A 22,598-nucleotide genomic window follows, 5' to 3' on the forward strand; every position below is an offset into this window, starting at 1 on the left:
GCAGTTACGCGTGCTCGCGTCGCGCATCCGGCAGACTAACGCGCACGTCCCGCGCCGGTCGCGAAACTGATTCTGAAACAAGCGCAGCGGGGAGTGACTGAAACAAAATGAAAGTCACTCAGGGAAACGACGATCGACAATGTTCCCATCGATGTGTCAATTCGCGTATCGTCCCCCCTCGTGTCGGCTATCCGATTCACCGATGATTCCGGACCCGAGGGCAATCGCGCCCGTGCCCGCGTGGCGGAGGCCGACCCCGAGGCCGATCCGCGCGCCGTCGGGACCGTTCCGGCCACCATCCCCCGGCAACGACCCGGCCCCGAGCCCGCCACCGGCCCGAACACGCCACCCGGTGACCGACCCACCGGTGCCGGGGACACCGACGCGCCGCCGGAGGTGGACGCGCGGGAACTGGCCGCCCAGTTCGAGGACGAGAAGCCCGGCCGTACGCTCACCGGGCCGGTCGCCGTCCTGCTGACCGCCGCGACCCTGGCCGTCGCGCTGCTCGCCCTCTGGCAGGTGTTCCGGCCACTGGCCCAGGGCAGCAAGTACTACCTGATCTTCTTCCTGGCCGGCGTACTCCCACTGGCCTTCCTCGCGTACCCGGCCGACCTGCGGCTGCCCCGGCTGCGCCGCGACCGTGACGCGAACACCGACGGACGTGCCACGCCCCCGGCGCGGGCCCGCCCGCCACGCACCGGGCCGAGCGGGGTCGACTGGGCACTGGCAGTCGCCGCGCTCGCCGCCTGTCTCTACCCGGTGCTGCCGGTCGCGCTGGCCGGCGGTGGCGGCGGCTACGACGCCTTCCTCGACCGGCAGGGCCTGCTCGTCGGCACCGACGTGGCGATGGGCACCGTCCTGCTGCTCCTGCTGCTGGAGGCGTGCCGACGCACCACCGGCTGGATCCTGCCCGTGGTGTGTCTGGTCTTCCTCGGCTACGGCTACTACGGCGGACTGCTGCCGCAGACCTGGGCGGTGGCCCACGCCGGGCTCGACTTCGGGCAGATCGTGGACGCCTTCTACAACTCCGACAGCGGGTTCTACGGCACCCCGTTGGACGTGGCCGCCACCTACATCGTGCTGTTCACCATCTACGGTGCGGTGCTGGACCGCTCCGGCGCCGGCCGGTTCTTCGTCGACCTCTCCGCCGCCGCGTTCCGCCGGTCCCGCACCGCCGCCGGTCGTACCGCGGTCGCCTCCGGCTTCCTGCTCGGCACCGTCTCCGGCTCGGGCGCCGCCACCACCGTCAGCATCGGTGCGGTCACCTGGCCGATCCTGCGCCGCGCCGGCTACCCGGCGGAACGGGCCGGCGGCATGCTCGCGGCGGCCGGTGTCGGCGCCATCCTCTCCCCGCCCACGCTCGGCGCGGCGGCGTTCATCATCGCCGAGTACCTGGGCGTCTCCTACCTCCAGGTGCTCGGCTGGGCGATGGTGCCGACCGTGCTCTACTACCTCGGCATCGTGCTCTCGGTGGAGATCGACGCGCGCCGCTCCGGGGTACGCGCGGCAGCCATGCCGGCCACCTCCGCCTGGCGGCTGCTGGCCCGCTCCGGCTATCACTTCGCCTCACTGTTCGCGATCGTCGGCCTGCTCGCCGTCGGCGTCTCGGCCACCCGCGCGGTGGTGCTGGCCACCCTGCTGGCGATCGTGCTGTCCTACCTGGACCGCAGGCACCGGCTCACCCCGCCCCGGCTGCTCGACGCGTTCTCCGGCGGCGCACGCGGGGTCCTCGCCGTCACGGTGGTCTGCGCGGCGGCCGGGATCATCACCGCCACCACCACGAAGACCGGGCTCGGGCCACAGGCCGCGGCGCTGCTGATCGACGCCGCCGGCATGGTCAGCTCGAATCCGGCTGTGGTGCTGGCGCTCACCGCGCTGCTCGCCGCCGTCGCGCTGAGCCTGCTCGGCCTGGCCATCCCGGTCACCGCGTCCTTCGTGATCGGCTGGGTGATCATCGGTCCGGCCCTGCTCGACCTCGGCGTCAGCGCCCCCGCCGCGGCGATGTTCGTCTTCTACTTCGCGGTGCTGTCCGAGGTGTCGCCGCCGACCGCGCTCGCCGCGGTCGCCGCCGCCGCGGTCACCGGCGGCCGCGTCGTACCGACCATGTGGCACACCCTGCGGTACGCGCTGCCGGCCTACCTCATCCCGCTCGCCTTCGTGGCCACCCCGACCGGGCTCGGCCTGCTCGGCATGGGCGGTCCACAACGGATCCTGGTCGCCGGCACGGTCACCGCGCTCAGCGTGGCGGTGCTGGCCGTGGCGGCGGGCGGCTGGCTGCCCGGGGTCGGCCCGGCGGGCGTACCGGAGCGGATGCTCGGCGCGATCGCCGGGCTCACGCTGCTCTGGCTGGAACCCGTACCCGTCGCGATCGGTGCCGTACTGGCCGGCGCCATGGCGGTGGGCGTTTTCGTACGACGCGGATCCGCCGGCTCCTCCGGCGGGACGCGAGCCGGATCACCGGCATGAACGCGGAAGGAGCAAGAGTGGGACGGATCAACGTGCGGCTCGTGGCGGGAGTGGGAGCACTCGCCCTCGTCGCGGCCGGCACCGCAGGTTGCGGCGGCCGTCAGGGCGCCGCCGCCACGGACGACACCGCGAACGCCGTCACCTGCGAGGTGGCCGAGAACACCCGGGTGGGCATCGCCACCGGCAACGCCACCGGCGTCTACTACGTGGTCGGCAACGCCCTGGCCGGGCAGCTCTCGAACAGCACCGCCGGCCGGCTCACCGGCACGGCGGCCGAGACCGGCGCGTCGGTGCAGAACATCGAACAGCTCGTCGGCGGCCAGTACGACGTGGCGTTCTCGCTCTTCGACACCGCCGTCAACGCGGTGCAGGGCAAGGGCACCTTCACCACTCCGCAGCCGGTCGAGGCGCTGGCCCGGATCTACGACAACTACACCCAGGTGGTCGTCCGGGCCGACGCGGGAATCAACTCCGTGGCCGACATGAAGGGCAAGAAGATCTCCACCGGCTCCCCCAAGTCCGGCACCGAGGTCATCGCGAACCGCCTGCTGGAGGCCGCCGGACTCGATCCGGCCGCCGACATCCAGGCCCAGCGTCTGGACCTGACCAAGACGGTCGAGGGCGTCAAGGACGGCAGCCTCGACGGCTTCTTCTGGTCCGGCGGCGTACCCACCGGCGGTGTGACGGATCTCTTCACCACTGCCGGGGACAAGGTCAAGTTCATCGACATCACGCCGTTGTTGCCTAAGATGAGCGAGCTGAACCCCGCGTACCAGGCCGGCACGATCGGCAGGGACGTGTACTCCACTGTGGCGGACACCCCGACCATCGTGGTTCCCAACGTGCTGCTCGTCCGCAAGGACCTGGACGCCAACGTGGCCTGTGCGATCACCCGGACGGTGTTCGAGAAGAAGGACGCGCTGGCCCAGGCCAACCCCGCCGCCAAGGGCATCGCTCTGGACACCGCCCGCAAGACCGACCCGGTCGGTCTGCACCGGGGTGCGGACAAGGCGTTGCAGGACCTCGGCGCGAGCTGACCGACCCGGCCGGGCCGGTGCCTCCCGTGGGGGCCCGGCCCGGCCACCACTACCTCGGGAGACCCCCGTGCCGCTGCCCTCACTGGCGCGCGTACGCCGGCACAACCGTCCGTCCGATCACACCGGTCGACTGTGGTCGGTGCGTACGCAGCTCCTCGCGCCGATCCTCGTCGCCACCGCCGGACTACTCGCCCTCGGCGCGATCCAGACCGGCAACGCCCTCTCCGCCACCACCGACGCCGAACGCGCCCGGGTACTGGCCGGCACCGCCACCGCCACCGTGTCGCTGGTGCACGAGGTGGAACGGGAACTCGGCGAGACGGCCGCCCTGCGCCAGCGCGGCGGGACCTCCGGCCGGCAACTGGTCGACGCCCAGCGGCAGCGGGTCGACGAGGCCGTGGCGCGGTACCGGTCGGCCAGCGGCGACGCCCGACGGGCCGCTCCCGACCTGGGCCGCTCCCTGGACGGCGTGGACGAACACCTCGTCCAGCTCGACGAGGCACGGGTGGCCGCACTGGGCTCCGCGACCGCCGACCCGACCTACGTGGCGCTGGTGGAGTCGCTGCTCACGGTGGCCGACGCGCTGCCCGCCCAGGTACGCGACCCGGAGCTGGCCAACCGGGCCCGGGAGGTGGCCGCCGTCGCCGCCCAGGAGCACCTGGCGTCGCTGGAACGTGACCTGCTGCGGACCGTCTTCGTCCGGGGCGAGCTGGCCGAGGGTGAACTGGTCCGGCTGGGCCGGCTGCGGGGCGCCGCCGAACAACGCCAGGCCGAGTTCTCCCGCATCGCCGGGGCGGACGCTACGGCCGCGTACACCCGGTTGCTGGCCGGCAGTGACGTCTCCACTGCCCGGCGGATGCGCGACAGCGCGCTGAACGCGGACCGCGAGCCGGCCGCGCTCGGCACCGACGGCGACGCCTGGTTCGTGGCGCAGAGCGGCACCATCCGCCGGTTCAACCTGCTGGGCCGCGAACTCTCCGACGACCTCGACCGCCGGTCCGCCGCGCTGGCCGCCGACGCCCGCCAGCGGGCATTGGTCACCGGCGGCTCCGCCGGCGGGCTGGCGCTGGCCTCGCTGGTCGCCGCCGCGATGCTGGCGGTACGCACCAGCCGCCGGCTCCGGCGGCTGCGGGTGGCCGCGTTGGCCATGGCGCACCGGGAACTGCCCGAGCGGATCACCGCGATCTCGGCCGGCGACAGCAGTTCCGGTGCCGGTCCGGCCTCCCAGATCACCGCCGGGATCAGTCGCGGACGCGACGAGATCGCCCAGGTGGCGGAGGCGTTCGACACGGTCAACCGGGCCGCCCTGCGGCTCGCCGGTGAGCAGGCCGAGCTGCGCATGGACGTGACCCGGATGGTCGAGGCGCTGGCCCGACGGATCCGGACGCTGATCACCCGGCAGTTGCGCCTGCTCGACGAGTTCGAGCAGGAGGAGACCGATCCCGACGCGCTGGCCCGGCTGTTCGCGCTCGACCACCTGGCCGCCCGCATGCGGCGTAACGGCGAGAACCTGCTGGTCCTCGCCGGTGGCGAACCGGGCCGCTCGCACGAGGGCCCGCACCTGCTGGCCGACGTGGTCCGGGGCGCCGCGTCGGAGATCGAGGAGTACGCCCGGGTCGAGATCGACGTACCGGCCGCCGCGGTGCACGGCTCGGCGGTGGGCAACCTCGTCCACCTCCTCGCCGAACTGTTGGAGAACGCCACCGCCTACTCCCCGCCGCACGCCCCGGTGCACGTGGACGGTCGACGGACAGTCGACGGGCTGACGCTGCGCGTACACGACCAGGGCATCGGCATCGGCGAAGGCCGCCTGGCCGAGATCAACGAGCGGCTGCGCGCGCCGGCCGTCCTGTCCAGCGCGGCGGCCGGCAGCATGGGCCTGCACGTGGTGGCCCACCTGGCCGCGCGGCACGGCGTGCAGGTGCGACTGCACAGCGCCGGTGCCGGCACGGTCGCCCAGGTGGAGGTCCCGGAGGAGATCCTCACCCGGGTCGAGGAGGTCAAGGGGCGGCCGCCCGCCGCGCCACGCGCCACGCCCCCCGGTGCCGCCTGGTTCCGCTCGCACGACGGCGAGCCCGGCGGCCGCCGGATACCGCGGCCCCGGGCGGAGATGGGCACCGCGCCGGAGCAGTTCACCGTCCACCGGGCCCCGACGATGACGCTGCCGGTGGTCCGCACCGCCGTCAACGGATCGTCCGGCCGGTCGGGCGCCGGAGCCGGGGCGGGCCAGGCACCGCCGAGTTGGTCGGGTGCCGGGGCGGGCCAGGCACCGCCGAGCTGGTCGGGTGCCGGCGCGGCGACCGCCAGCGGACTGCCCCGGCGGACCCGTGGCGGCGGCCTGCAGTCCGAACTGCACGACACCCCACCCCCACCGGCCGGCACCGACCTGCTCGACCCCGAGGTCGTCCGGGCCCGACTCACCGCCCTGTCGGCCGGGGTGGCCCAGGCGATGCGACGCAACCAGCAGACCAGACACAGCGGGAGACCCGAATGATGCCCAACGTCAGCGCCGGCCTGGACTGGCTCCTGGCGAACTTCGCCGAGCAGGTCCCGGACGTGTCGCACGCCCTCGCCGTCTCCGGCGACGGGCTGCGACTGGCCGCCTCGCCCCACCTCTCCACCGACCAGGCGGACCAGCTCGCCGCCGTGATCAGCGGGCTGGCCAGCCTGACCGTCGGCGCGGCGCGGCTGATGTCCGCCGGCCGGGTACGCCAGCAGATCGTCGACATGGACGGCGGGGTGCTGCTGGTGATGGCGGTCGGCGACCGCGCCCTGATCGGGGTCCTCGCCTCCGCCGGCTGCGACCTGGGCCAGATCGGCTACGAGACGGCCACCCTGGTCCAGCGGGTGGCCGAGGCCCTCGAACCGGCCATGCGCACCTGGGCGGAACAGGGCGGGGTGCCGGCGTGACCGGCCGGAGTGCCGGCGTCGATGGACGAAGCTCGGCGGTTCGCGCGCGAGGTGTCGGCGTGGCCGGGCGGGGTCGGCGTCTGATGGCGGCCGTGCTGGCGGTCGCGCTGGTCGCCGGTTGTGGCGCCAAGGCCAGCCCGGAGCCGCGCCCGTGGCACGACGGACGCATCTTCCTCGCCACCGGCAACACCACCGGCGTCTACTACCAGCTCGGCGGCGGGTACGCCGACATCATCAGCCGGCACCTGCCCGGCTACGAGGCCCGCGCCGAACCCACCGGAGCCTCCGGCGAGAACATCACCCGCCTGGTCGAGGGCGACATGGAGATCGCGTTCAGCCTGGCCGACACCGCCGCCGACGCCAGCGCCGGCCGTGGCGCGTTCGCCGGCCGACCCCAACCGGTCCGGGCCCTGGCCCGGGTCTACAGCAACTACACCCACGTCATCGTCCGAGCCGACGCCCAGTTCACCGGCCTCGCGGCACTACGCGGCAAGCGGGTTTCCACCGGTTCCCCCAAGTCCGGCACCGACGTCATCGCCGCCCGGCTGCTCACCGCCGCCGGGCTGGACCCCGAACGGGACGTACGCCGGGCCCGGCTGTCGCTGCCGGAGACGGTGGCCCGGATGCGCGCCGGGACGCTCGACGCCATGTTCTTCTCCGGCGGCCTGCCCACCCCCGGCATCGCCGACATGCTCAGCGGCGCACCGGGCCGGTTCGCCCTGCTGCCGATCGCCGAGTTGGTCGAGTCGCTCAACGCCGAACACGGCTCGGTCTACACCACCGCCGAGCTGCCCAAGGACGCCTACGACACGCCGATCGGCACTCCCACGGTCACGGTGGCCAACGTGATCCTGGTCAACGCCGACATGCCCGATCAGCTGGCGTACGACCTGACCCGGCTCCTCTTCACGTACCAGACCGACCTGGCCGTGGCACACCCCGAGGCCCGCAACTTCGACCGCCAGAGCGCCGCCTCCACCGACCCCATCCCCCTGCACCCCGGCGCTGCCCGCTACTACCAGGGCGGCTGACCGCCGCTGCGCTGCCTCGACGTCGGACGGCACCGGCCACGGGTCGCGGCCGGCGTCCGCTACGGGCGCTCGGAGAGCCGGGTGACGAACGCACGCCAGGAGCCGGGACCGAAGACCAACACCGGCCCAGCCGGATCCTTGGAATCACGTACGGCCACCACACCCGACAGGTTGTCGGCCACCTCCACGCAGTTGCCACCCTGCCCGTTACTGCGGATGCTCTTGCGCCACCGGACGCCGGTCAATTCCATGTCTCCGCCACTTCCGTCATCGGGACGCCATCCGCCCACCGCCCCGCACCTGAATCTTGGACAGTTGCCGTCAGGAGCTGACAGTCAGGAGCTGACGGCAACTGTCCAAGATCGACGCGGACTCCACATGCCGAGGGCCGCTATGGACGCTCGGAGAGCCGGGTGACGAACGCACGCCAGGAGCCGGGACCGAAGACCAACACCGGCCCAGCCGGATCCTTGGAATCGCGTACCGCCACCACACCCGACAGGTTGTCGGCCACCTCCACGCAGTTGCCGCCATCGGGGCCACTGCGGGTGCTCTTGCGCCACCGGACGCCGGTCAGCTCCATGTCTCCGCCAACTCCGCTATCAGATCGAGGGACTGCTGCTGCGATAGTGCCTCACCCCGGATCGACTCCCAAACCTCGACCATCTGCTGAACGTAGTCGGGACGGTCGATCACCTGCCCGTGGCGTTGGCCCTCCAGGTAGACGACATCGTCTCCGTTGGGCGAGGTGGCGATCACGAAGGGGCCGCCGAGCCCTGCATATGCTCCGGCTGCCAGCGGCACGACCTGAATCCGAACCCGGGGCATGGCTGAACCCGTCTTCCCCAGGTGTCGCAGTTGCTCCCGCATCACCTCCTGCCCGCCGATCCGGCGGCGCAGGACATACTCGTCGACGACCACGGTGAAGAGGGGCGGCCGGTCACGGGTCAGCGCCGCCTGGCGATCCAACCGGTTGGTCACCTGCTGCTCGACCTCGTCGTCAGCGAACAATCCACCACCCGACAGCAGCGCGCGGGCGTATGCCTCAGTTTGCAGCAGCCCCGGCACACACAGCGGCTCGAACGAACGCAGCGCGGTGGCCTCGGCTTCGATGCCTGCCCAGTCACGGAACCACGGCACCACCGACTCCCGGCTGAGTCGGCGTTGGATGCGCTCGAAACGGCCGTCGGCGGCGAACACCGTGTCGCAGCGGCGGGCGAAGTCCAGGCTCGGCTTCCGCTCGCAGGTCTCCACCTTCGCCACCAGCGCGGCCGAGTAGCTGAGCGCCTCGGCCAGCGCGGTCTGCGACATGTCGGCAGCGGACCGGACCAGCCGCAGTTCCTCCGCGAAGTGCTCCAGCATGGACGAGCGGTCCACGGACACCCTCCGTACATCGTCGTACCGCCTGAGATCGGCCCGGGACGCGCGCGTCGTCACCGCGCCAAGCCTCCCACCGTAGTCGCGTCCTCACCAGACTGTCACGCAGCGGGACCGCTCACGGGATCGGACGGCGGGCGGAACCAGGCCGGGGCGTCGGCGTACCCGACTCGGCCGGCGCCCCATTCACCTCGACGGAGGCCCACCCATGCGATTCCCGTTCCGGCGATGTCCGTCCCCGGCCACCCCCATCCCGCTCCCCGGGGACCGGGACTGGTGACGGCCCGTTACCGCCCCCACGTCGCGGCCCGACCGTCCTGGCGGTGCCGGGTGTGCGGTGCCCGTTGGCCGTGCTCGGCGGCCCGGCTGGCGTTGTTGGGCGAATACCGGGAGAACCGTACCGGCCTGCTCGTCTATCTCGGCTCGATGATGTACGACGCCGCCGACGACCTGGCCGGCACCTGCCCACCCGAAACGCTGGCCGCCCGCTTCCTCACCTGGGCCCGCCCCCGCTGACCCACCCCGCCCCGCCCGACCCCCACATCACCCACCCCCGCGCACCACCCGACCCGCACGTCGATCATGGAGTTGTGGCACCCGGAAGGATGTGTTTTGCCCTCGTTCGTCCTCGCCACAAGTCCATGATCGGCGTGACGGGCGCCCTCGGCGGACGGCGAGGCGGACGGCGAGGCGGACGGCGAGGCGGACGGCGAGGCGGACGGCCGCCGGAGTAGGGCGGCCGGGCGGGTCAGAGGTCGGTGGGGGTGGTGGCGGCGCGGGCGGCGGCGACGAGGTGATCGGTCTCGGCGAGCACGGCCGGGTCGTCGCTGGGGGTGCCGGGGTCGTAGCGGACCATCCAGGACAGGCCGTCGACGCCGGACACCCGCCGGCCGACGATCCGACCAGCGCCGCCGGGCACGGCGTGGTGCTGGGTGTACGCCACCGACTTGGTGACCCGGGCCCGGATCTGGTGCGGCAGCTCACCGGGGTCGAGCAGCAGGTAGCGCTCGGCCGGACAGTCGGCGACCACCACGTACCCGTCCCGTTCGGCGACCTGCTCGCCGGGGGTGACGGTCAACTCCCGGCCCGACCAGACCGCCTTGACGATGTCGTGCCAACCGACCCGGTGGCCGCGTCCGGGCAGCCAGAGCCCGAGGTTGGTGGCCACCACCACGCCGTCTCCCTCGCCGTTGCCGGCGGCAGACCAGGCCAGCACCCGCTCGTCGCGCTCCAGCGGTGGCCGGTCGGCCGGTGGCAGCTTCGGTCGGCGGCGGAACAGTCCCATCTCTACAGCCCTCCTGCCGCCTGCTCGCGCAGCGCGCGGGCGTGCTGTTCCAGCGACAGCAACTCACCGAAGGTGGCGAAGTACTCGTCCTTGTTGTTGACCGGGTTGATCCGCTGGATCCGCGACTTGAGGTCCCGGATGCGGGCGGTCACCGAGCCCCACTGGAGGCGGGCCATGGTGATCGAGACGTACCTCGGGTCGGGCTCGCCGTCGATCCGCAACGGCTCCACGGCCAGCTCACCGACGAGGGCCTGGGCCGCCAGGTCGGTGCAGGCGTCCCGGACCGACTCGATCCACACCGCGCCACCGGCCGCCGACGCGGCTCCGCCGGCCGCCGACACCGCCTCCCGGACCACCACGTGCACCGGGTGCCGGTAGTCGCTCGCCTCGACCGCGTCGAACATCGGCCCGGCCAGCGCCGGCTCCTGGAGGGCGAGCTTGAGCGCCTCGCGCTCGACCATCGACTGCGGGCTGTCCACCGTCGGCTCGGCACGGGCGGTACGCGTCGGCGCCTCCGCCGGACGCCCCGAGGCGGCGGCCAGCACCGCCCGCTGCACCGGCTCGATCTCCATGCCGAGGTCCCCGGCGAGCTTGCGCACGTACTCGGGACGTTTCTCCTGGTCCTTGAGCTTCGCCACCAGCGGGGCGGCGCGGCGCATCGCCTCCACCCGACCGTCCACAGTGTCCAGGTCGAAGCGGTTGAGCATGTGCCGCAGCGCGAAGTCGACGAGCGGCTCGCGGCGGGCCACCAGGTCGCGTACGGCCAGGTCGCCCTTTGCCAGGCGCAGCTCGCACGGGTCCATGTTGTCCGGACTGACCGCGATGAAGGTACGCCCGACGAACCGCTGGTCGTCCTCGAAGGCCCGCAGCGCCGCCTTCTGGCCGGCGGCGTCCCCGTCGAAGGTGAAGATGATCTCGCCCGCCACCGCGTCGGTGTCCAGCAGCAGCCGACGCAGGACGCCGATGTGGTCGGCGCCGAACGCGGTGCCGCAGGTCGCCACGGCGGTCGGCACGTCGGCCAGGTGGCAGGCCATCACGTCGGTGTACCCCTCGACCACCACCACCCGGCCCTGCTTGGCGATCTCCCGTTTGGCCTGGTCGATGCCGTAGAGCACGTGCGACTTCTTGTAGATCGGCGTCTCGGGGGTGTTCAGGTACTTCGGGCCGTCGTCGTCCTCGAACAGCTTGCGGGCACCGAAGCCGATCACGTCGCCGGTGAGGTCGCGGATCGGCCAGAGCAGCCGACGCCGGAAGCGGTCGATCAGGCTGCCCGAGCGGGCCGGTCGGGACAGCCCGGCGGTGACCAGTTCGTCGTGGGTGAACCCGCGCTGGCGCAGGTGCTTGGTGAGCGGGTCCCAGCCCTCCGGGGCGAAGCCGCAGCCGTACCGCTCGGCGGCGGCGCGGTCGAACCCCCGCTCGGCCAGGAACTCCCGTGCGGTACGCGCCCCGGCGGTGGTGAGCTGCGCGGTGTAGAACTCCACTGCGGCGGCGTGCGCGGCGACGAGCCGCTGCCGCTGGCCCTGCTGCGGGCGGGTACGCGGGGTGGAGCGGTCGTCCTCGACATACCGCAGTTGCACACCGGCCCGTTCGGCGAGCCGCTCCACCGACTCGACGAAACTGAGGTGCTCGGCGTCCATCAGGAACTTGATCGCGTCGCCGCCCGCGCCGCAGCCGAAGCAGTACCAGACGTTACGGGCGGGTGAGACGTTGAACGAGGGGGACTTCTCGTCGTGGAACGGGCAGAGCCCCTTGAGGTTGCCGCCGCCGGCCGATCGGAGCGTCACCGTGTCGGAGATGACCTCGGCGATGGAGGTCCGCTCGCGGACCAACGCGATGTCCTCGTCCCGGATCCGCCCCGCCATGTCGCCACCCCCTCGGGCTACATCCTGCCCTGCCCCACCGACGGTGTAAGGAAGGGCCCCCTGCTAACGCCTGCGGTATAGCAGGGGTCCCCTCCTCACACCCACCAAGCGTCAGCGGGGACGACGGCGGAGGTAGCGCCGGACGGGCGGCGGGTCCTCCTCCTCGTACGAACGGGCGGTGCGCACGGCGGCCGCCAGGCCGGATCGCGGGGTGCGGAACGGCGGCGCGAGCAGCGGATCGTCGGACATGTCCTTGACCAGCGCGGCGGCCAGTCCGAGCATCACCACCACGAACGGCAACGCGATCATGATGGTGGCCTGTTGCAGGGCGTCCAGTCCACCGGCGAGCAGCAGCACGGCGGCGACCGCGCCGATCAGCACACCCCAGGAGACCACCAGCACCCGGTGCGGCCGTAGCGAGCCCCGCGAGGTCAGCGAGCCGAGCACCAACGAGGCCGAGTCGGCACTGGTGACGAAGTACAGCGCGATGAGCACCATGGCCAGGACGCTGGTCAACGCTGCCAGGGGAAGCGCGTCGAGCAGGCCGAACAGCGCCTGTTCGCTGCTCGCGGCGACGTCGGCCACCAGGTCACGGGTGCCGGTGCTCTGGATCCGCAGCGCGCTGCCGCCCATGATCGCGAACCATACGGCGCTGGCGCCGCTGGGCACCAGCAGGACGCCGATCAGGAACTGCCGGACCGTACGGCCCCGGGAGATCCGGGCGATGAAGGTACCGACGAACGGCGCCCAGGAAATCCACCACGCCCAGTAGAAGATGGTCCAGTCACCGAGCCACGCCGGGTCCGAGAAGGCGCCGGTACGGGTGGACATCACCACCAGGTCGTCGAGGTAGTTCCCGATCGAGGCGGGCAGCACCTCCAGCGTGTAGACGGTCGGGCCGACCACGAACACGAAGAACATCAGCCCCAGGGCGAGCAGCACGTTGGTGCTGGAGAGCCACTTGATGCCCTTGTGCAGGCCGGTGAAGGCGGAGATCACGAACGCCAGGGTGAGTGCGCCGATCACCACCAGTTCGACGGCGGTGCTGTCCGGGACGCCCACCACCAGGTCGAGGCCGGCGGCGACCTGGAGAGCGCCGAGGCCGAGGCTGGTGGCCGAGCCGAAGACGGTGGCGAAGACGGCCAACAGGTCGATCGTCCGGCCGAGACCGCCGTCGGCCCGATCGCCGATCAGTGGCCGGAACGCGGCCGAGATGGTGCCCTTCCGGCCCTTACGGAAGGTCGAGTACGCCAGCGCCAGCGCCACCACCGCGTAGATCGCCCAGGGGTGCAGCGTCCAGTGGAACAGCGTGTACTGCATTGCCGCCCCGGCAGCCGCCTCGGTCTGCGGTTCGACGCCGCTCGCCGGTGCCGGGGTGGTGAAGTGCTGGATGGGCTCGGCGACGGCGAAGAAGACCAGGCCGATACCCATACCGGCGCTGAACATCATGGCGATCCAGGCCAGGGCGCTGAACTCCGGCTCCTCGTCGTCCTTCCCGAGCCGGAGTCGACCGAACCGGGAGAACGCCATCACCACCGCGAGCACCAGGAACGCGTTGGCCGCGACGACGAAGAACCAACCGAACGTGTCGATCACCCAGCCCAGGCCGGATTCACCGAAGCTCGCCAGCGAATCGCGGGCAAGTACTCCCCAGACCACTACGGCCAGCACCCCACCGACGCCGAGCCCGAGTACGACCCGGTCGATCTCGCCCGCCCGCTGGCGGGTTTGCTGCGGTATTTCGTCGCTCATGGTCACCCCGAACCAATCCTCCGGTTCCCGCGCCGCCGCGTGCCGCAATCAGCACGAATCACCCTGGTGTGACCAGGAGTTCGGCGACACACTGCTGATGATCGCCGACAAACGGGGCACTAACGGAGAGTTCGGGCACCTCGAACCCTATTGGATCATGACGCTAACAGGATCCGAGGAAAAAGGCTCGTCAAGACCTTGATCAACCGACCGGGACCGGAACCGGGGCCTGCTCGTCGAGATCGACCTGCCGGTTCCAGTCGGACTTGCTGGCCCGCCAGCCCTCGTCGTCCAGGCCCCGCCGCCAGTAGCCGGAGATGGAGAGCGCGTCGCGCGGCACACCCCGTTCCACCCGCAACAGCTTGCGCAACTGGCGGACGAAACCCGCCTCGCCGTGCACGAACGCCTGCACCGCACCGGGCGGAAAGTCCAGCCCGCGTACGGCGTCGACAAGCGCCTCGCCCACCGGCCGGGCACCCCGGTGCAGCCAGGTCACCGCCACCGCGCCGGGGCTGGGCAGCGGCTGCTCGTCGAGCGGGCCGTCGACCTCCAGGAAGACGTACGCCGGCACGCCGGCCGGCAGCCGGGCCAGCGACGCGGCGATCGCCGGCAACGCGCTCTCGTCGCCGACCATCAGGTGCCAGTCCGCCTCCGGGCTCGGCGCGTACGCCCCGCCGGGGCCGACGAACAGCACCTCGTCGCCGGGGCGCAGAGCCGCGGCCCACGGCCCGCCGAGCCCCTCGTCGCCGTGGTGCACCACGTCCACGGTCATCTCCCCCGCCACCGCGTCCCAGTTCCGGACCGTGTACGCCCGCAGCCGGGGGTAGTGCTCCCGGGGCTGCTCGCGGCGGATCGCGGCGAGGTCCATCGGGCGCGGGTAGTCGACCCCGTCGACCGGGAACACGATCTTGATGTAGGTGTCGGTGTACTCGCCGAGCGGCAGCCCGACGAGTTCCTCCCCACCCAGCACCAGCCGGATCACGTGCGCGGTGGGCCGCCCGGTGCGCAGCACGCGGGCGGTGGTGACCTTGATCGGGCGCTCCGTCATCTGGTTAGGCTAACCTAACTAACCCGGTGGTCGTCCACCCCGGTACCCGATCCCCACCCCCGACCGCCCCCGACGGCGCGCGACGGGGTGTGGTGTTAGGAGGGGTCCCTTCCTATACACCAGGCGTTAGCAGGGGACCCTTCCTTACATCCCCTTCCTTACATCGCTTCCTTACATCGCAGCGCTGCCGAGCAGGCGGGCGTGCCAGGCGAGCGCCGCCGGATCCGTCAGCGACGCCACCTGGTCGATGACCACCCGCAACCGGGCGGCGTCGTCCGGCGCGGAACGCCACCACGGCGCGAACACCGGGTCGAGCAGATCCGGCGCCCGCCGTGCCAGCGCCGCCACCAGGTCGGTGAGGATCTCCCGCTGCCGCTGGTAGTGCTGCGACGCGCCGGGACGGCGCATCACGTACCGCAACGCGATGCCCTTGAGCAGCGCGCACCGGGCCCGCAGCGGCCGGGGTACGACGAGGTCGGCCTCGTACCGGCGGTGCGGCCCGGGGCCGTACCGGTCGGTGGTGGCCGAGACGGCGGTCGCCACGAGACGGCCGGTCAGCACGCTGGTGGTGGCCTTGAGCGCGGCCTGCGCCCGATGGCTGCCGTCGTACCCGGCCAGCGGCGCGAACACCGGGTCGGCCAGCAGGTCCAGCAACACCTGACCGAGGTGGTCGGGGGACTCTGTGGAGTAGACGGCGGCCACGTCGGCGCAGAGCGCGGCCCGCTCGTCGGCGTCGACCCGCAACGGCTCCAGGGTCAGGTACCCGCCGTGGATGGCGTCCTCGACGTCGTGCACCGAGTACGCCACGTCGTCGGCCCAGTCCATCACCTGCGCCTCCAGGCAGCGCCGCTCGCCGGCCGGGCTCCCCTCCCGCAGCCAGTGGAAGACCGGCAGGTCGTCGGCGTACACGCCGAACTTGCGCTGGCCCGGTCGGCGCGTCCACGGGTACTTGCCGACGGCGTCCAGCGCGGCGCGGGTCAGGTTCAGTCCGGCGGAGGTGCCGTCGGCGGCGTACACCTTGGCCTCCAGGCGGGTGAGTACGCGCAGCGTCTGCGCGTTGCCCTCGAAGCCGCCGCAGTCGGCGGCGACCACGTCCAGCGCCGCCTCGCCGTTGTGTCCGAACGGCGGGTGCCCCAGGTCGTGGGCGAGCCCGGCGGTGTCCACCACGTCCGGGTCGCAGCCGAGCCGCGCGCCCATCTCGCGGGCGATCTGCGCCACCTCCAGCGAGTGGGTCAGCCGGGTACGCAGGAAGTCGTCGGTGCCGGCCGCGTGCACCTGAGTCTTGGTGGCGAGCCGGCGGAACGCCGCCGAGTGCAGCACCCGGGCCCGGTCCCGCTCGTACGGCGACCGGCCGTGACCGGCATCCTTGGCCGGCTCCGCCACCCAGCGCGCCTCGGCGCCGTCAGCGTTCAATCCCCCGCCTGCCGCAGGACGCAGAACTCGTTGCCCTCGGGGTCCGCGAGCACGGTCCAGTCGTCGCCGTCCTGGCCGACGTCCACGTGCCGGGCTCCCATGTCGACCAGCCGCTCCACCTCGGCCTCCCGGTCGGCCGGGCGCAGGTCGAGGTGCAGCCGGTTCTTGCCCTCCTTGATCCCGGTCCCGCGCACGAAGAGGATGCCGGGCAGCCGGTCGGCGGACTGCCGGATCTCCGCCTCGTGCGCCAGCTCGCGCACCACCTGGTAGTCGAGCGCCTCGGCCCACCAGCGGGCCAGCCGGCCCGGGTCGCGCGCGTCCACGGTCAGATGCGTCCAGACGCTGGTCATGCCGGCACCACCGGCCGGCCGTCGGCACGACTTCCCAGCAGTGCGGTACGCGGTTCCATCCGGCCACCCTTCGCGACGACGGTCCACGGGCGAGCCCAGGTTACGCCCGCCCGGCCGCCGGGGCCCGGCCGCGACGTGCCCCTGTCGTGGTCACATCCTCCGATCAGTCGAGAGTTGCCGACCGATTGCCGACGGTCACGGGATCGCCTAATTTGACGCCGACAGGTAGCGTCGCCACTGCGGAACGTCACCTGTTGAGGCGGAGACACGACCGGTGGGAGAGACACGCTCGTGAACGCGGAAACGATGATGGGCACCGAATTGCGCGGGCTGCGTCGCCGCCGCCCCGAGATCGCCGGCGTCGTCCTCGCCGGCATGGACGGCCTGCTGATCTCCAGCGACCTGCCCACGACCGACGCCACCCACCTCGCCGCCCTGGCCGCTGCCAGCTTCGGACTCGGTCACCGGATGGCCACCACGGTCCGACGGGGAGAGTTCCACGAATCCGTGGTGCACACCGCCGCCGGTTGCGTGGTCACCTACCCCGCCGGCCGGGACGCCCTGTTGACCCTGGTCGCCGAGCCAGGCGCGGACCTGGTCGCGCTGCGCGAGGAGGCCCGGGGCCTGGTCTCCCGGGCCGGTGCCGCGCTCGCCGCCCGGCACCGCCCGACGTTGCCGACGCAGCGTCCCGACCCGCACGCCCCGCTGGCGGTACGCACCCCGATGGCCACCCTGCCCAGCCGGCGTCCGCATCGCGACCCCTACATCACCTGGCGTCGACCGCCGATGTGAGTCCGGCACCAAGCCCGACGGCACCGGCACCGGGCCGGTGGATGCGCGTCCACCGGCCCGTACCCGTCAGCGACTGTCCGAGCCCGCCGTGACCACTGCGGCCCGCCCCGCCTCCAGCCGGGCCACCGGCACCCGGAACGGCGAGCAGGAGACGTAGTCCAGCCCGACCGAGTGGAAGAAGTGCACCGAGTCCGGGTCACCACCGTGTTCGCCGCAGACGCCGATCTTGAGCCCGGGGCGGGCGGCCCGTCCCTCCTCGGCGGCGATCCGCACCAGCCGGCCGATCCCGTCGGCGTCGATGGACTCGAACGGTGAGATGCCGAAGATGCCCAGTTCCAGGTAGCGCCAGAAGAAGGCGCCCTCCACGTCGTCGCGGGAGAAACCCCAGCCCATCTGGGTCAGGTCGTTGGTGCCGAAGGAGAAGAACTCGGCCGCCTCGGCGATCTGCCCGGCGGTCAGCGCCGCCCGGGGCACCTCGATCATCGTGCCGATCAGCACCTCGACGTCGCTGCCGCCGACCACCTCACCGATGATCCGTTCCGCCTCCGCGCGGACCGTCTCCAACTCCTGCACCGCACCGACCAGCGGCACCATGATCTCGGGGCAGGACCGTACGCCCTGCCGGGTGCACTCCACCGCCGCCTCGGTGATCGCCCGCACCTGCATCGCGAACAGGCCGGGGATCACCAGGCCGAGGCGTACGCCGCGCAGTCCCAGCATCGGGTTCTCCTCGTGCATCCGGCGTACGGCGGCCAGCAGCGCCTCCTCCTTGGCGACGTCCTCGCCGCGTTCCTGGGCGACCGCCACGTCGACCGCGAGCTGTTCCAGCGGGGGCAGGAACTCGTGCAGCGGCGGGTCGATCAGCCGGACGGTGACCGGCTGCCCGTCCATCTCCCGGAAGATCTCCACGAAGTCCGCCCGCTGCAACGGCAGCAGCGCGGCCAGGGCCTGCTCCCGTTCGTCCGCCTCGCGCGCCAGGATGAGCCGTTCGACCAGCTCACGGCGGTCGCCGAGGAACATGTGCTCGGTGCGGCAGAGCCCGATGCCCTCGGCACCGAAGCGCCGGGCCCGCGCCGCGTCGACGGCGGTGTCGGCGTTGGTGCGTACCGCCAGCCGCCGCGCGGCGTCGGCGTGCGACATGATCCGGTGTACGGCCCGGACCAGCGCGTCGTCCGTGGCCTCCGGGTCGAGTTCGCCCTCGAAGTACTGCACCACCTCGGAGGGCGTGGCCGGCACCTCACCCAGGTACACCTTGCCGGTGGTGCCGTCGATGGAGACCACGTCGCCCTCGGTGACCGTTCGCCCGGCCACGGTGAACCGCCGGCCGGGTACGTCGATGTCCAGCTCGTCGGCGCCGGAGACGCAGGTCTTGCCCATCCCCCGGGCCACCACGGCGGCGTGGCTGGTCTTGCCGCCACGCGAGGTGAGGATGCCGCGTGCGGCGATCATGCCGTTGAGGTCGTCCGGGTTGGTCTCCCGGCGGACCAGGATCACGTCCTGGCCCTCGGCGGCCAGCTCCACGGCACGGGTCGAGGTGAAGACGACCGCACCGACGGCGGCACCCGGCGAGGCGCCGATGCCGGTGGCGACCGCCTGGAACTCGTGGTCGAGCTGGAAGCGGGGGAACATCAGCTGGGCCAGTTGGGCGCCGTTGACCCGGTGCAGCGCCTCGTCCAGGTCGATCAGCCCCTCGTCCACGAGCTGACCGGCGATGACGAACGCGGCGGCGGCGGTCCGCTTCCCGACCCGGGTCTGCAACATCCAGAGCTTGCCGTGCTCGATGGTGAACTCGATGTCGCACAGGTCCCGGTAGTGCCGCTCCAGCCGGGCCATGTAGTCGAGCAGTTCGTCGTAGGACGTCCGGTCGATCCGTTCCAGTTCCTGCAACGGCACGGTGTTGCGGATGCCGGCCACCACGTCCTCGCCCTGGGCGTTGGCCAGGTAGTCGCCGTAGATGCCCTGCGCGCCGCTGGCCGGGTCGCGGGTGAAGGCGACCCCGGTGCCGGAGTCCGGCCCGAGGTTGCCGAAGACCATCGCCACTACGTTGACGGCGGTGCCGAGGTCGGCGGGGATGCGTTCCTGCCGCCGGTAGACCACCGCCCGCTCCGCGTTCCACGAGTCGAAGACCGCGCGGATGGCCAGGTCGAGCTGCTCGCGCGGCTCCTGCGGGAAGTCCCGCCCGGTGTGCTTCCGGAAGATCTTCTTGTACGTGTCGACGAGTCCCCGCAGGTCGTCCGCGTCCAGGTCGAGGTCGTCGGTGGTGTTCCGGGCGCGCTTGGCGTCGTCGAGCGCCTGCTCGAACTCCTCCCCCGGCACGTCGCAGACGGTCTTGCCGAACATCTGGATCAGTCGACGGTAGGAGTCCCAGGCGAACCTGTCACTGCCGCCGGAGGCGGCCGGGTCGGCGTTGCCGCCGGAGGTGGCCGAATCCGCGCTGCCGCCGGAGGTGGCCGAATCCGCGCTGCCGCCGGAGGTGGCCGAATCCGCGCTGCCGCCGGAGGCGGCCGGACCGGTGGAGGCGCCGGCCTGCCGGGCCAGGCCCACCACGGAGCGGTCGTTGAGCCCGACGTTCAGGACGGTCTCCATCATCCCGGGCATGGAGAACTTCGCCCCGGAGCGCACCGAGACCAGCAGCGGATCGTCCGGGTCGCCGAGCCGCCGGCCCATGCCCCGCTCCAGGGAGTCCAGGTGACGCGCGATCTGGTCGGCCAACCCGTCGGGCTCCGCGCCGGTGGCGAGGTACGCCTGGCACGCCTCGGTGGTGATGGTGAAGCCGGGCGGAACCGGCAGGCCGAGATTGGTCATCTCGGCCAGATTGGCACCCTTGCCGCCGAGCAGATCCTTGAGGTCCTTGTTGCCCTCGGCGAAGTCGTAGACGTACTTGTGTTCGACCGTTTCCTGCGTCACCAAAGCCTCCCACGCGCCCGGACTGACACTTAACGAAGGTTCAGTTTTCGATTTCCCCGGGATCGACCACTGCTAATCCAAGGGACTTTTCCGATCGGTGGGCGAAGGCTAAGCGAACGTCGTGAGCCCCGGGAACATTCGGTGACAAGGGGCACAGCAATCACCATCGGTCGCGCTCGCCACGGTCCCTGGGAACGTTTCCACGTGCACGAATACGCAACAGCCGGTCTCCCCGTACTCTTGACGGCACGCAGCGTCACGCTCGCACCTTTGCCAGAACCGCCGCGACTACACCCCTCGGAGCCGTCGTCGTGTCCACGCCCCCCACCACCGCCCCGCAGCCACCCGAGAGCACCGGCCCGGCCGGCGTACCCGCCGCGCGGACCGGCACCACCGCGGACCGCACGCCACCCGCCGCCCCGGAGGCCACCGCCGTCAGCGCGGTCGCCGCTCCAGCGGTCGCCGCCGTCGACCCGGCCGGCCACGCGGTCCGCACCGCCGGAGAGCTGGCGGAGACGGCGGCGCGGGAGGCGGCGACCCAGCTCGCCCGGCCGGCGCCGGTCCCCCTCGACGACGTGGTGCCGGCCCCCGAACACGTCACCCCGGACGCCAGCGCCGACCATCTGCTCACCGCCGACACGGTCATCCGGGTCAGCGCCGACCCCGCCGCCCTCGCCGTCGCCGAGCAGCTCGCCGCGCTGCTGCGCCCCGCCACCGGGTACCCACTGCCGGTCACCGACACCACCGAGCCCGCCCCGGCCGGCGGCATCGCCCTCGACCTGACCGGCGATGCCGACCTCGGTGCGGAGGGCTACCGGCTCGACGTCACCCGCGCCGGGGTACGCCTCACCGCCGGCACCGCCGCCGGCCTGCACCACGGGGTCCAGACGCTGCGCCAACTGCTGCCCGCCGACATCGAGAGCGCCACCCCGGTCGACCGGCACTGGGTGCTGCCCGGCGGATCGATCCTCGACCGGCCCCGCTACCCGCACCGGGGCGCCATGCTCGACGTGGCCCGGCACTTCTTCGGCGTACCCGACGTGCTGCGGATGATCGACCACCTGGCCCGGTACAAGCTCAACCGGCTGCACCTGCACCTCACCGACGACCAGGGCTGGCGGATCGCCGTCGACTCCTGGCCCGACCTGAGCACCGTCGGCGGGGCCACCGAGGTCGGAGGCGGGCCGGGCGGGTACTACACCCAGGCCGACTACCGCCGGATCGTGACGTACGCGGCGGCCCGGCACATCACCGTCATCCCCGAGATCGACCTGCCCGGGCACACCAACGCCGCATTGGCCGCGTACCCGGAACTCTCCCCGGACCGGACCGCTCCGCCGCCGTACACCGGCACCGAGGTCGGGTTCAGCTACGTCGACCCGGCACACGATCGGACGTACGACTTCGTCGCCGACGTCCTCGGCGAACTCGCTGCACTCACCCCCGGCCAGTTGTTGCACATCGGCGGCGACGAGGCGTTCAAGGTGCCCGCCGACGTCTACGCCGGGTTCGTCGAACGGGTGCAGCGGATCGTCGCCGGGCTCGGCAAGACGGTCGTCGGATGGCACCAGATCGCCCCGGCCGGGCACATCGACGGACGGATCCTGCAGTGGTGGGGCACGAACGGCGACGACCCGCAGACCGCCGACGCGGTCCGTCGGGGCGCCCGCGTGATCCTCTCCCCCGGCAACCACGCATACCTGGACATGAAGTACGCCCCGGACACGCCGCTCGGACACGACTGGGCCGGTCTCATCGACGTACGTCGGGCGTACGAGTGGGATCCCGGCACGCACCTGACCGGCGTGCCGGCCGAGGCCGTACTCGGGGTGGAGGCGCCGCTCTGGACCGAGTCGGTGACGAGCCTCGACGAGATCGAGTTCATGCTGCTGCCCCGCCTGCCCGCGATCGCCGAGCTGGGCTGGTCACCCCGCCGTACCCACGACTGGGACGCCTTCCGTCGACGGCTGGCCGGGCACGGCCCGCGCTGGACGCGGGCGGGCGTCACCTTCCACTCCGCACCCGACATCCCCTGGCCGCCCCACGCAACCATCCCCCCTGCAAGGAAGGGCCCCTTGTTAACGCCTGGTGTATAGCAGGGGACCCCTCCTAACATCGCCCCCCGCGGTGGGCGGGTTCGCGACGGGACGGGTGATGTTCAGGGTTCGACGCCGGACGCTCCGGGCGCGAGGGCGCGTCAGTCAACGTCGGATCATCCGGTTTGCCGCTGGAGATTCGTACCTCGGTGTCCGGTTCATGCCCGCTCGTGAGTGGGCCGTGGCCGCGGCGATCGCGGAATCATCGGGCCGGGCCGGGGGTTGTACATGGCATGACCGCGACGCCTCCCCCGGCGCCGCACCCCCCGGGA

18 protein-coding genes are annotated in these 22,598 nt (G+C 72.2%); 8 read left to right on the plus strand and 10 right to left on the minus strand.

Features of this window, described 5'->3' with window-relative positions:
- Positions 1–240 precede the first annotated feature (240 nt).
- The 5 genes from ACFYTT_RS24910 (at position 241) to ACFYTT_RS24930 (ending at position 7,444) form a co-directional block, all read left to right on the plus strand.
- Positions 241–2,466, plus strand: a complete 2,226-nt coding sequence (locus tag ACFYTT_RS24910) for a TRAP transporter permease (protein ID WP_387262705.1) — start codon at positions 241–243, stop codon at positions 2,464–2,466.
- Between the two features lie 17 nt (positions 2,467–2,483).
- On the plus strand, positions 2,484–3,503 hold the full coding sequence (locus tag ACFYTT_RS24915) for a TAXI family TRAP transporter solute-binding subunit (protein ID WP_387262706.1): 1,020 nt from the start codon (positions 2,484–2,486) through the stop codon (positions 3,501–3,503).
- 139 nt (positions 3,504–3,642) lie between these two features.
- Positions 3,643–5,997 (plus strand): nitrate- and nitrite sensing domain-containing protein, encoded by a 2,355-nt coding sequence (locus ACFYTT_RS24920; RefSeq protein ID WP_387262708.1) that lies wholly within the window; start codon positions 3,643–3,645, stop codon positions 5,995–5,997.
- Complete coding sequence (locus tag ACFYTT_RS24925; protein WP_131057271.1) at positions 5,994–6,413, plus strand: roadblock/LC7 domain-containing protein; 420 nt, start codon at positions 5,994–5,996, stop codon at positions 6,411–6,413. Before ACFYTT_RS24920 ends, ACFYTT_RS24925 begins: the two co-directional genes overlap by 4 nt.
- Positions 6,414–6,472: 59 nt before the next feature.
- Positions 6,473–7,444, plus strand: coding sequence for a TAXI family TRAP transporter solute-binding subunit (locus ACFYTT_RS24930; RefSeq protein ID WP_387262711.1), 972 nt, complete (start codon positions 6,473–6,475; stop codon positions 7,442–7,444).
- A gap of 59 nt (positions 7,445–7,503) precedes the next feature.
- Here the strand turns inward: ACFYTT_RS24930 and ACFYTT_RS24935 are convergent, their stop codons facing one another.
- The 3 genes from ACFYTT_RS24935 to ACFYTT_RS24945 form a co-directional block, all read right to left on the minus strand.
- Complete coding sequence (locus ACFYTT_RS24935; RefSeq protein ID WP_357216165.1) at positions 7,504–7,695, minus strand: DUF397 domain-containing protein; 192 nt, start codon at positions 7,693–7,695, stop codon at positions 7,504–7,506.
- Positions 7,696–7,835: 140 nt separating this feature from the next.
- Positions 7,836–8,027: a DUF397 domain-containing protein gene (locus ACFYTT_RS24940; RefSeq protein ID WP_387262715.1), complete on the minus strand. Its 192-nt coding sequence runs from the start codon at positions 8,025–8,027 to the stop codon at positions 7,836–7,838.
- Complete coding sequence (locus tag ACFYTT_RS24945; RefSeq protein WP_387262717.1) at positions 8,018–8,821, minus strand: Scr1 family TA system antitoxin-like transcriptional regulator; 804 nt, start codon at positions 8,819–8,821, stop codon at positions 8,018–8,020. Before ACFYTT_RS24945 ends, ACFYTT_RS24940 begins: the two co-directional genes overlap by 10 nt.
- 228 nt (positions 8,822–9,049) lie before the next feature.
- On the opposite strand from ACFYTT_RS24945, the gene ACFYTT_RS24950 reads away from it, so the two are divergent.
- On the plus strand, positions 9,050–9,337 hold the full coding sequence (locus ACFYTT_RS24950) for a flavin reductase (RefSeq protein ID WP_176095027.1): 288 nt from the start codon (positions 9,050–9,052) through the stop codon (positions 9,335–9,337).
- A gap of 232 nt (positions 9,338–9,569) precedes the next feature.
- On the opposite strand, the gene ACFYTT_RS24955 is transcribed toward ACFYTT_RS24950, so the two are convergent.
- From ACFYTT_RS24955 to ACFYTT_RS24980, 6 genes are all read right to left on the minus strand, one after another.
- Entirely contained in the window at positions 9,570–10,106 is a 537-nt protein-coding gene (locus ACFYTT_RS24955; RefSeq protein WP_131054891.1) for a hypothetical protein, read from the minus strand.
- Between the two features lie 2 nt (positions 10,107–10,108).
- Entirely contained in the window at positions 10,109–11,968 is a 1,860-nt protein-coding gene (dnaG, locus tag ACFYTT_RS24960) for a DNA primase (protein WP_176095028.1), read from the minus strand.
- Positions 11,969–12,079: 111 nt separating this feature from the next.
- The gene (locus ACFYTT_RS24965; protein WP_387262722.1) at positions 12,080–13,720 is read right to left on the minus strand and encodes a BCCT family transporter; all 1,641 of its coding nucleotides are present in this window, start codon (positions 13,718–13,720) and stop codon (positions 12,080–12,082) included.
- Between the two features lie 202 nt (positions 13,721–13,922).
- The gene (locus ACFYTT_RS24970; RefSeq protein WP_387262724.1) at positions 13,923–14,768 is read right to left on the minus strand and encodes a siderophore-interacting protein; all 846 of its coding nucleotides are present in this window, start codon (positions 14,766–14,768) and stop codon (positions 13,923–13,925) included.
- A gap of 171 nt (positions 14,769–14,939) precedes the next feature.
- Positions 14,940–16,181 (minus strand): deoxyguanosinetriphosphate triphosphohydrolase, encoded by a 1,242-nt coding sequence (locus ACFYTT_RS24975; RefSeq protein WP_387262727.1) that lies wholly within the window; start codon positions 16,179–16,181, stop codon positions 14,940–14,942.
- Positions 16,178–16,531 (minus strand): VOC family protein, encoded by a 354-nt coding sequence (locus ACFYTT_RS24980; protein ID WP_176095032.1) that lies wholly within the window; start codon positions 16,529–16,531, stop codon positions 16,178–16,180. The genes ACFYTT_RS24975 and ACFYTT_RS24980 overlap by 4 nt, the downstream gene beginning before the upstream one ends.
- A 291-nt stretch (positions 16,532–16,822) precedes the next feature.
- Between ACFYTT_RS24980 and ACFYTT_RS24985 the strand changes: the two genes are divergently transcribed.
- On the plus strand, positions 16,823–17,323 hold the full coding sequence (locus ACFYTT_RS24985) for a roadblock/LC7 domain-containing protein (RefSeq protein WP_176095033.1): 501 nt from the start codon (positions 16,823–16,825) through the stop codon (positions 17,321–17,323).
- Positions 17,324–17,389: 66 nt separating this feature from the next.
- On the opposite strand, the gene ppdK is transcribed toward ACFYTT_RS24985, so the two are convergent.
- Positions 17,390–20,230: a pyruvate, phosphate dikinase gene (gene ppdK, locus ACFYTT_RS24990; protein ID WP_387262731.1), complete on the minus strand. Its 2,841-nt coding sequence runs from the start codon at positions 20,228–20,230 to the stop codon at positions 17,390–17,392.
- Between the two features lie 311 nt (positions 20,231–20,541).
- Here ppdK and ACFYTT_RS24995 point away from each other — a divergent pair, with 311 nt between their 5' ends.
- Positions 20,542–22,326, plus strand: a complete 1,785-nt coding sequence (locus ACFYTT_RS24995; protein ID WP_387262733.1) for a beta-N-acetylhexosaminidase — start codon at positions 20,542–20,544, stop codon at positions 22,324–22,326.
- Positions 22,327–22,598 lie beyond the last annotated feature (272 nt).

Source organism: Micromonospora sp. NPDC003816 (assembly GCF_042874705.1).
In the GTDB taxonomy this organism is placed as follows: domain Bacteria; phylum Actinomycetota; class Actinomycetes; order Mycobacteriales; family Micromonosporaceae; genus Micromonospora.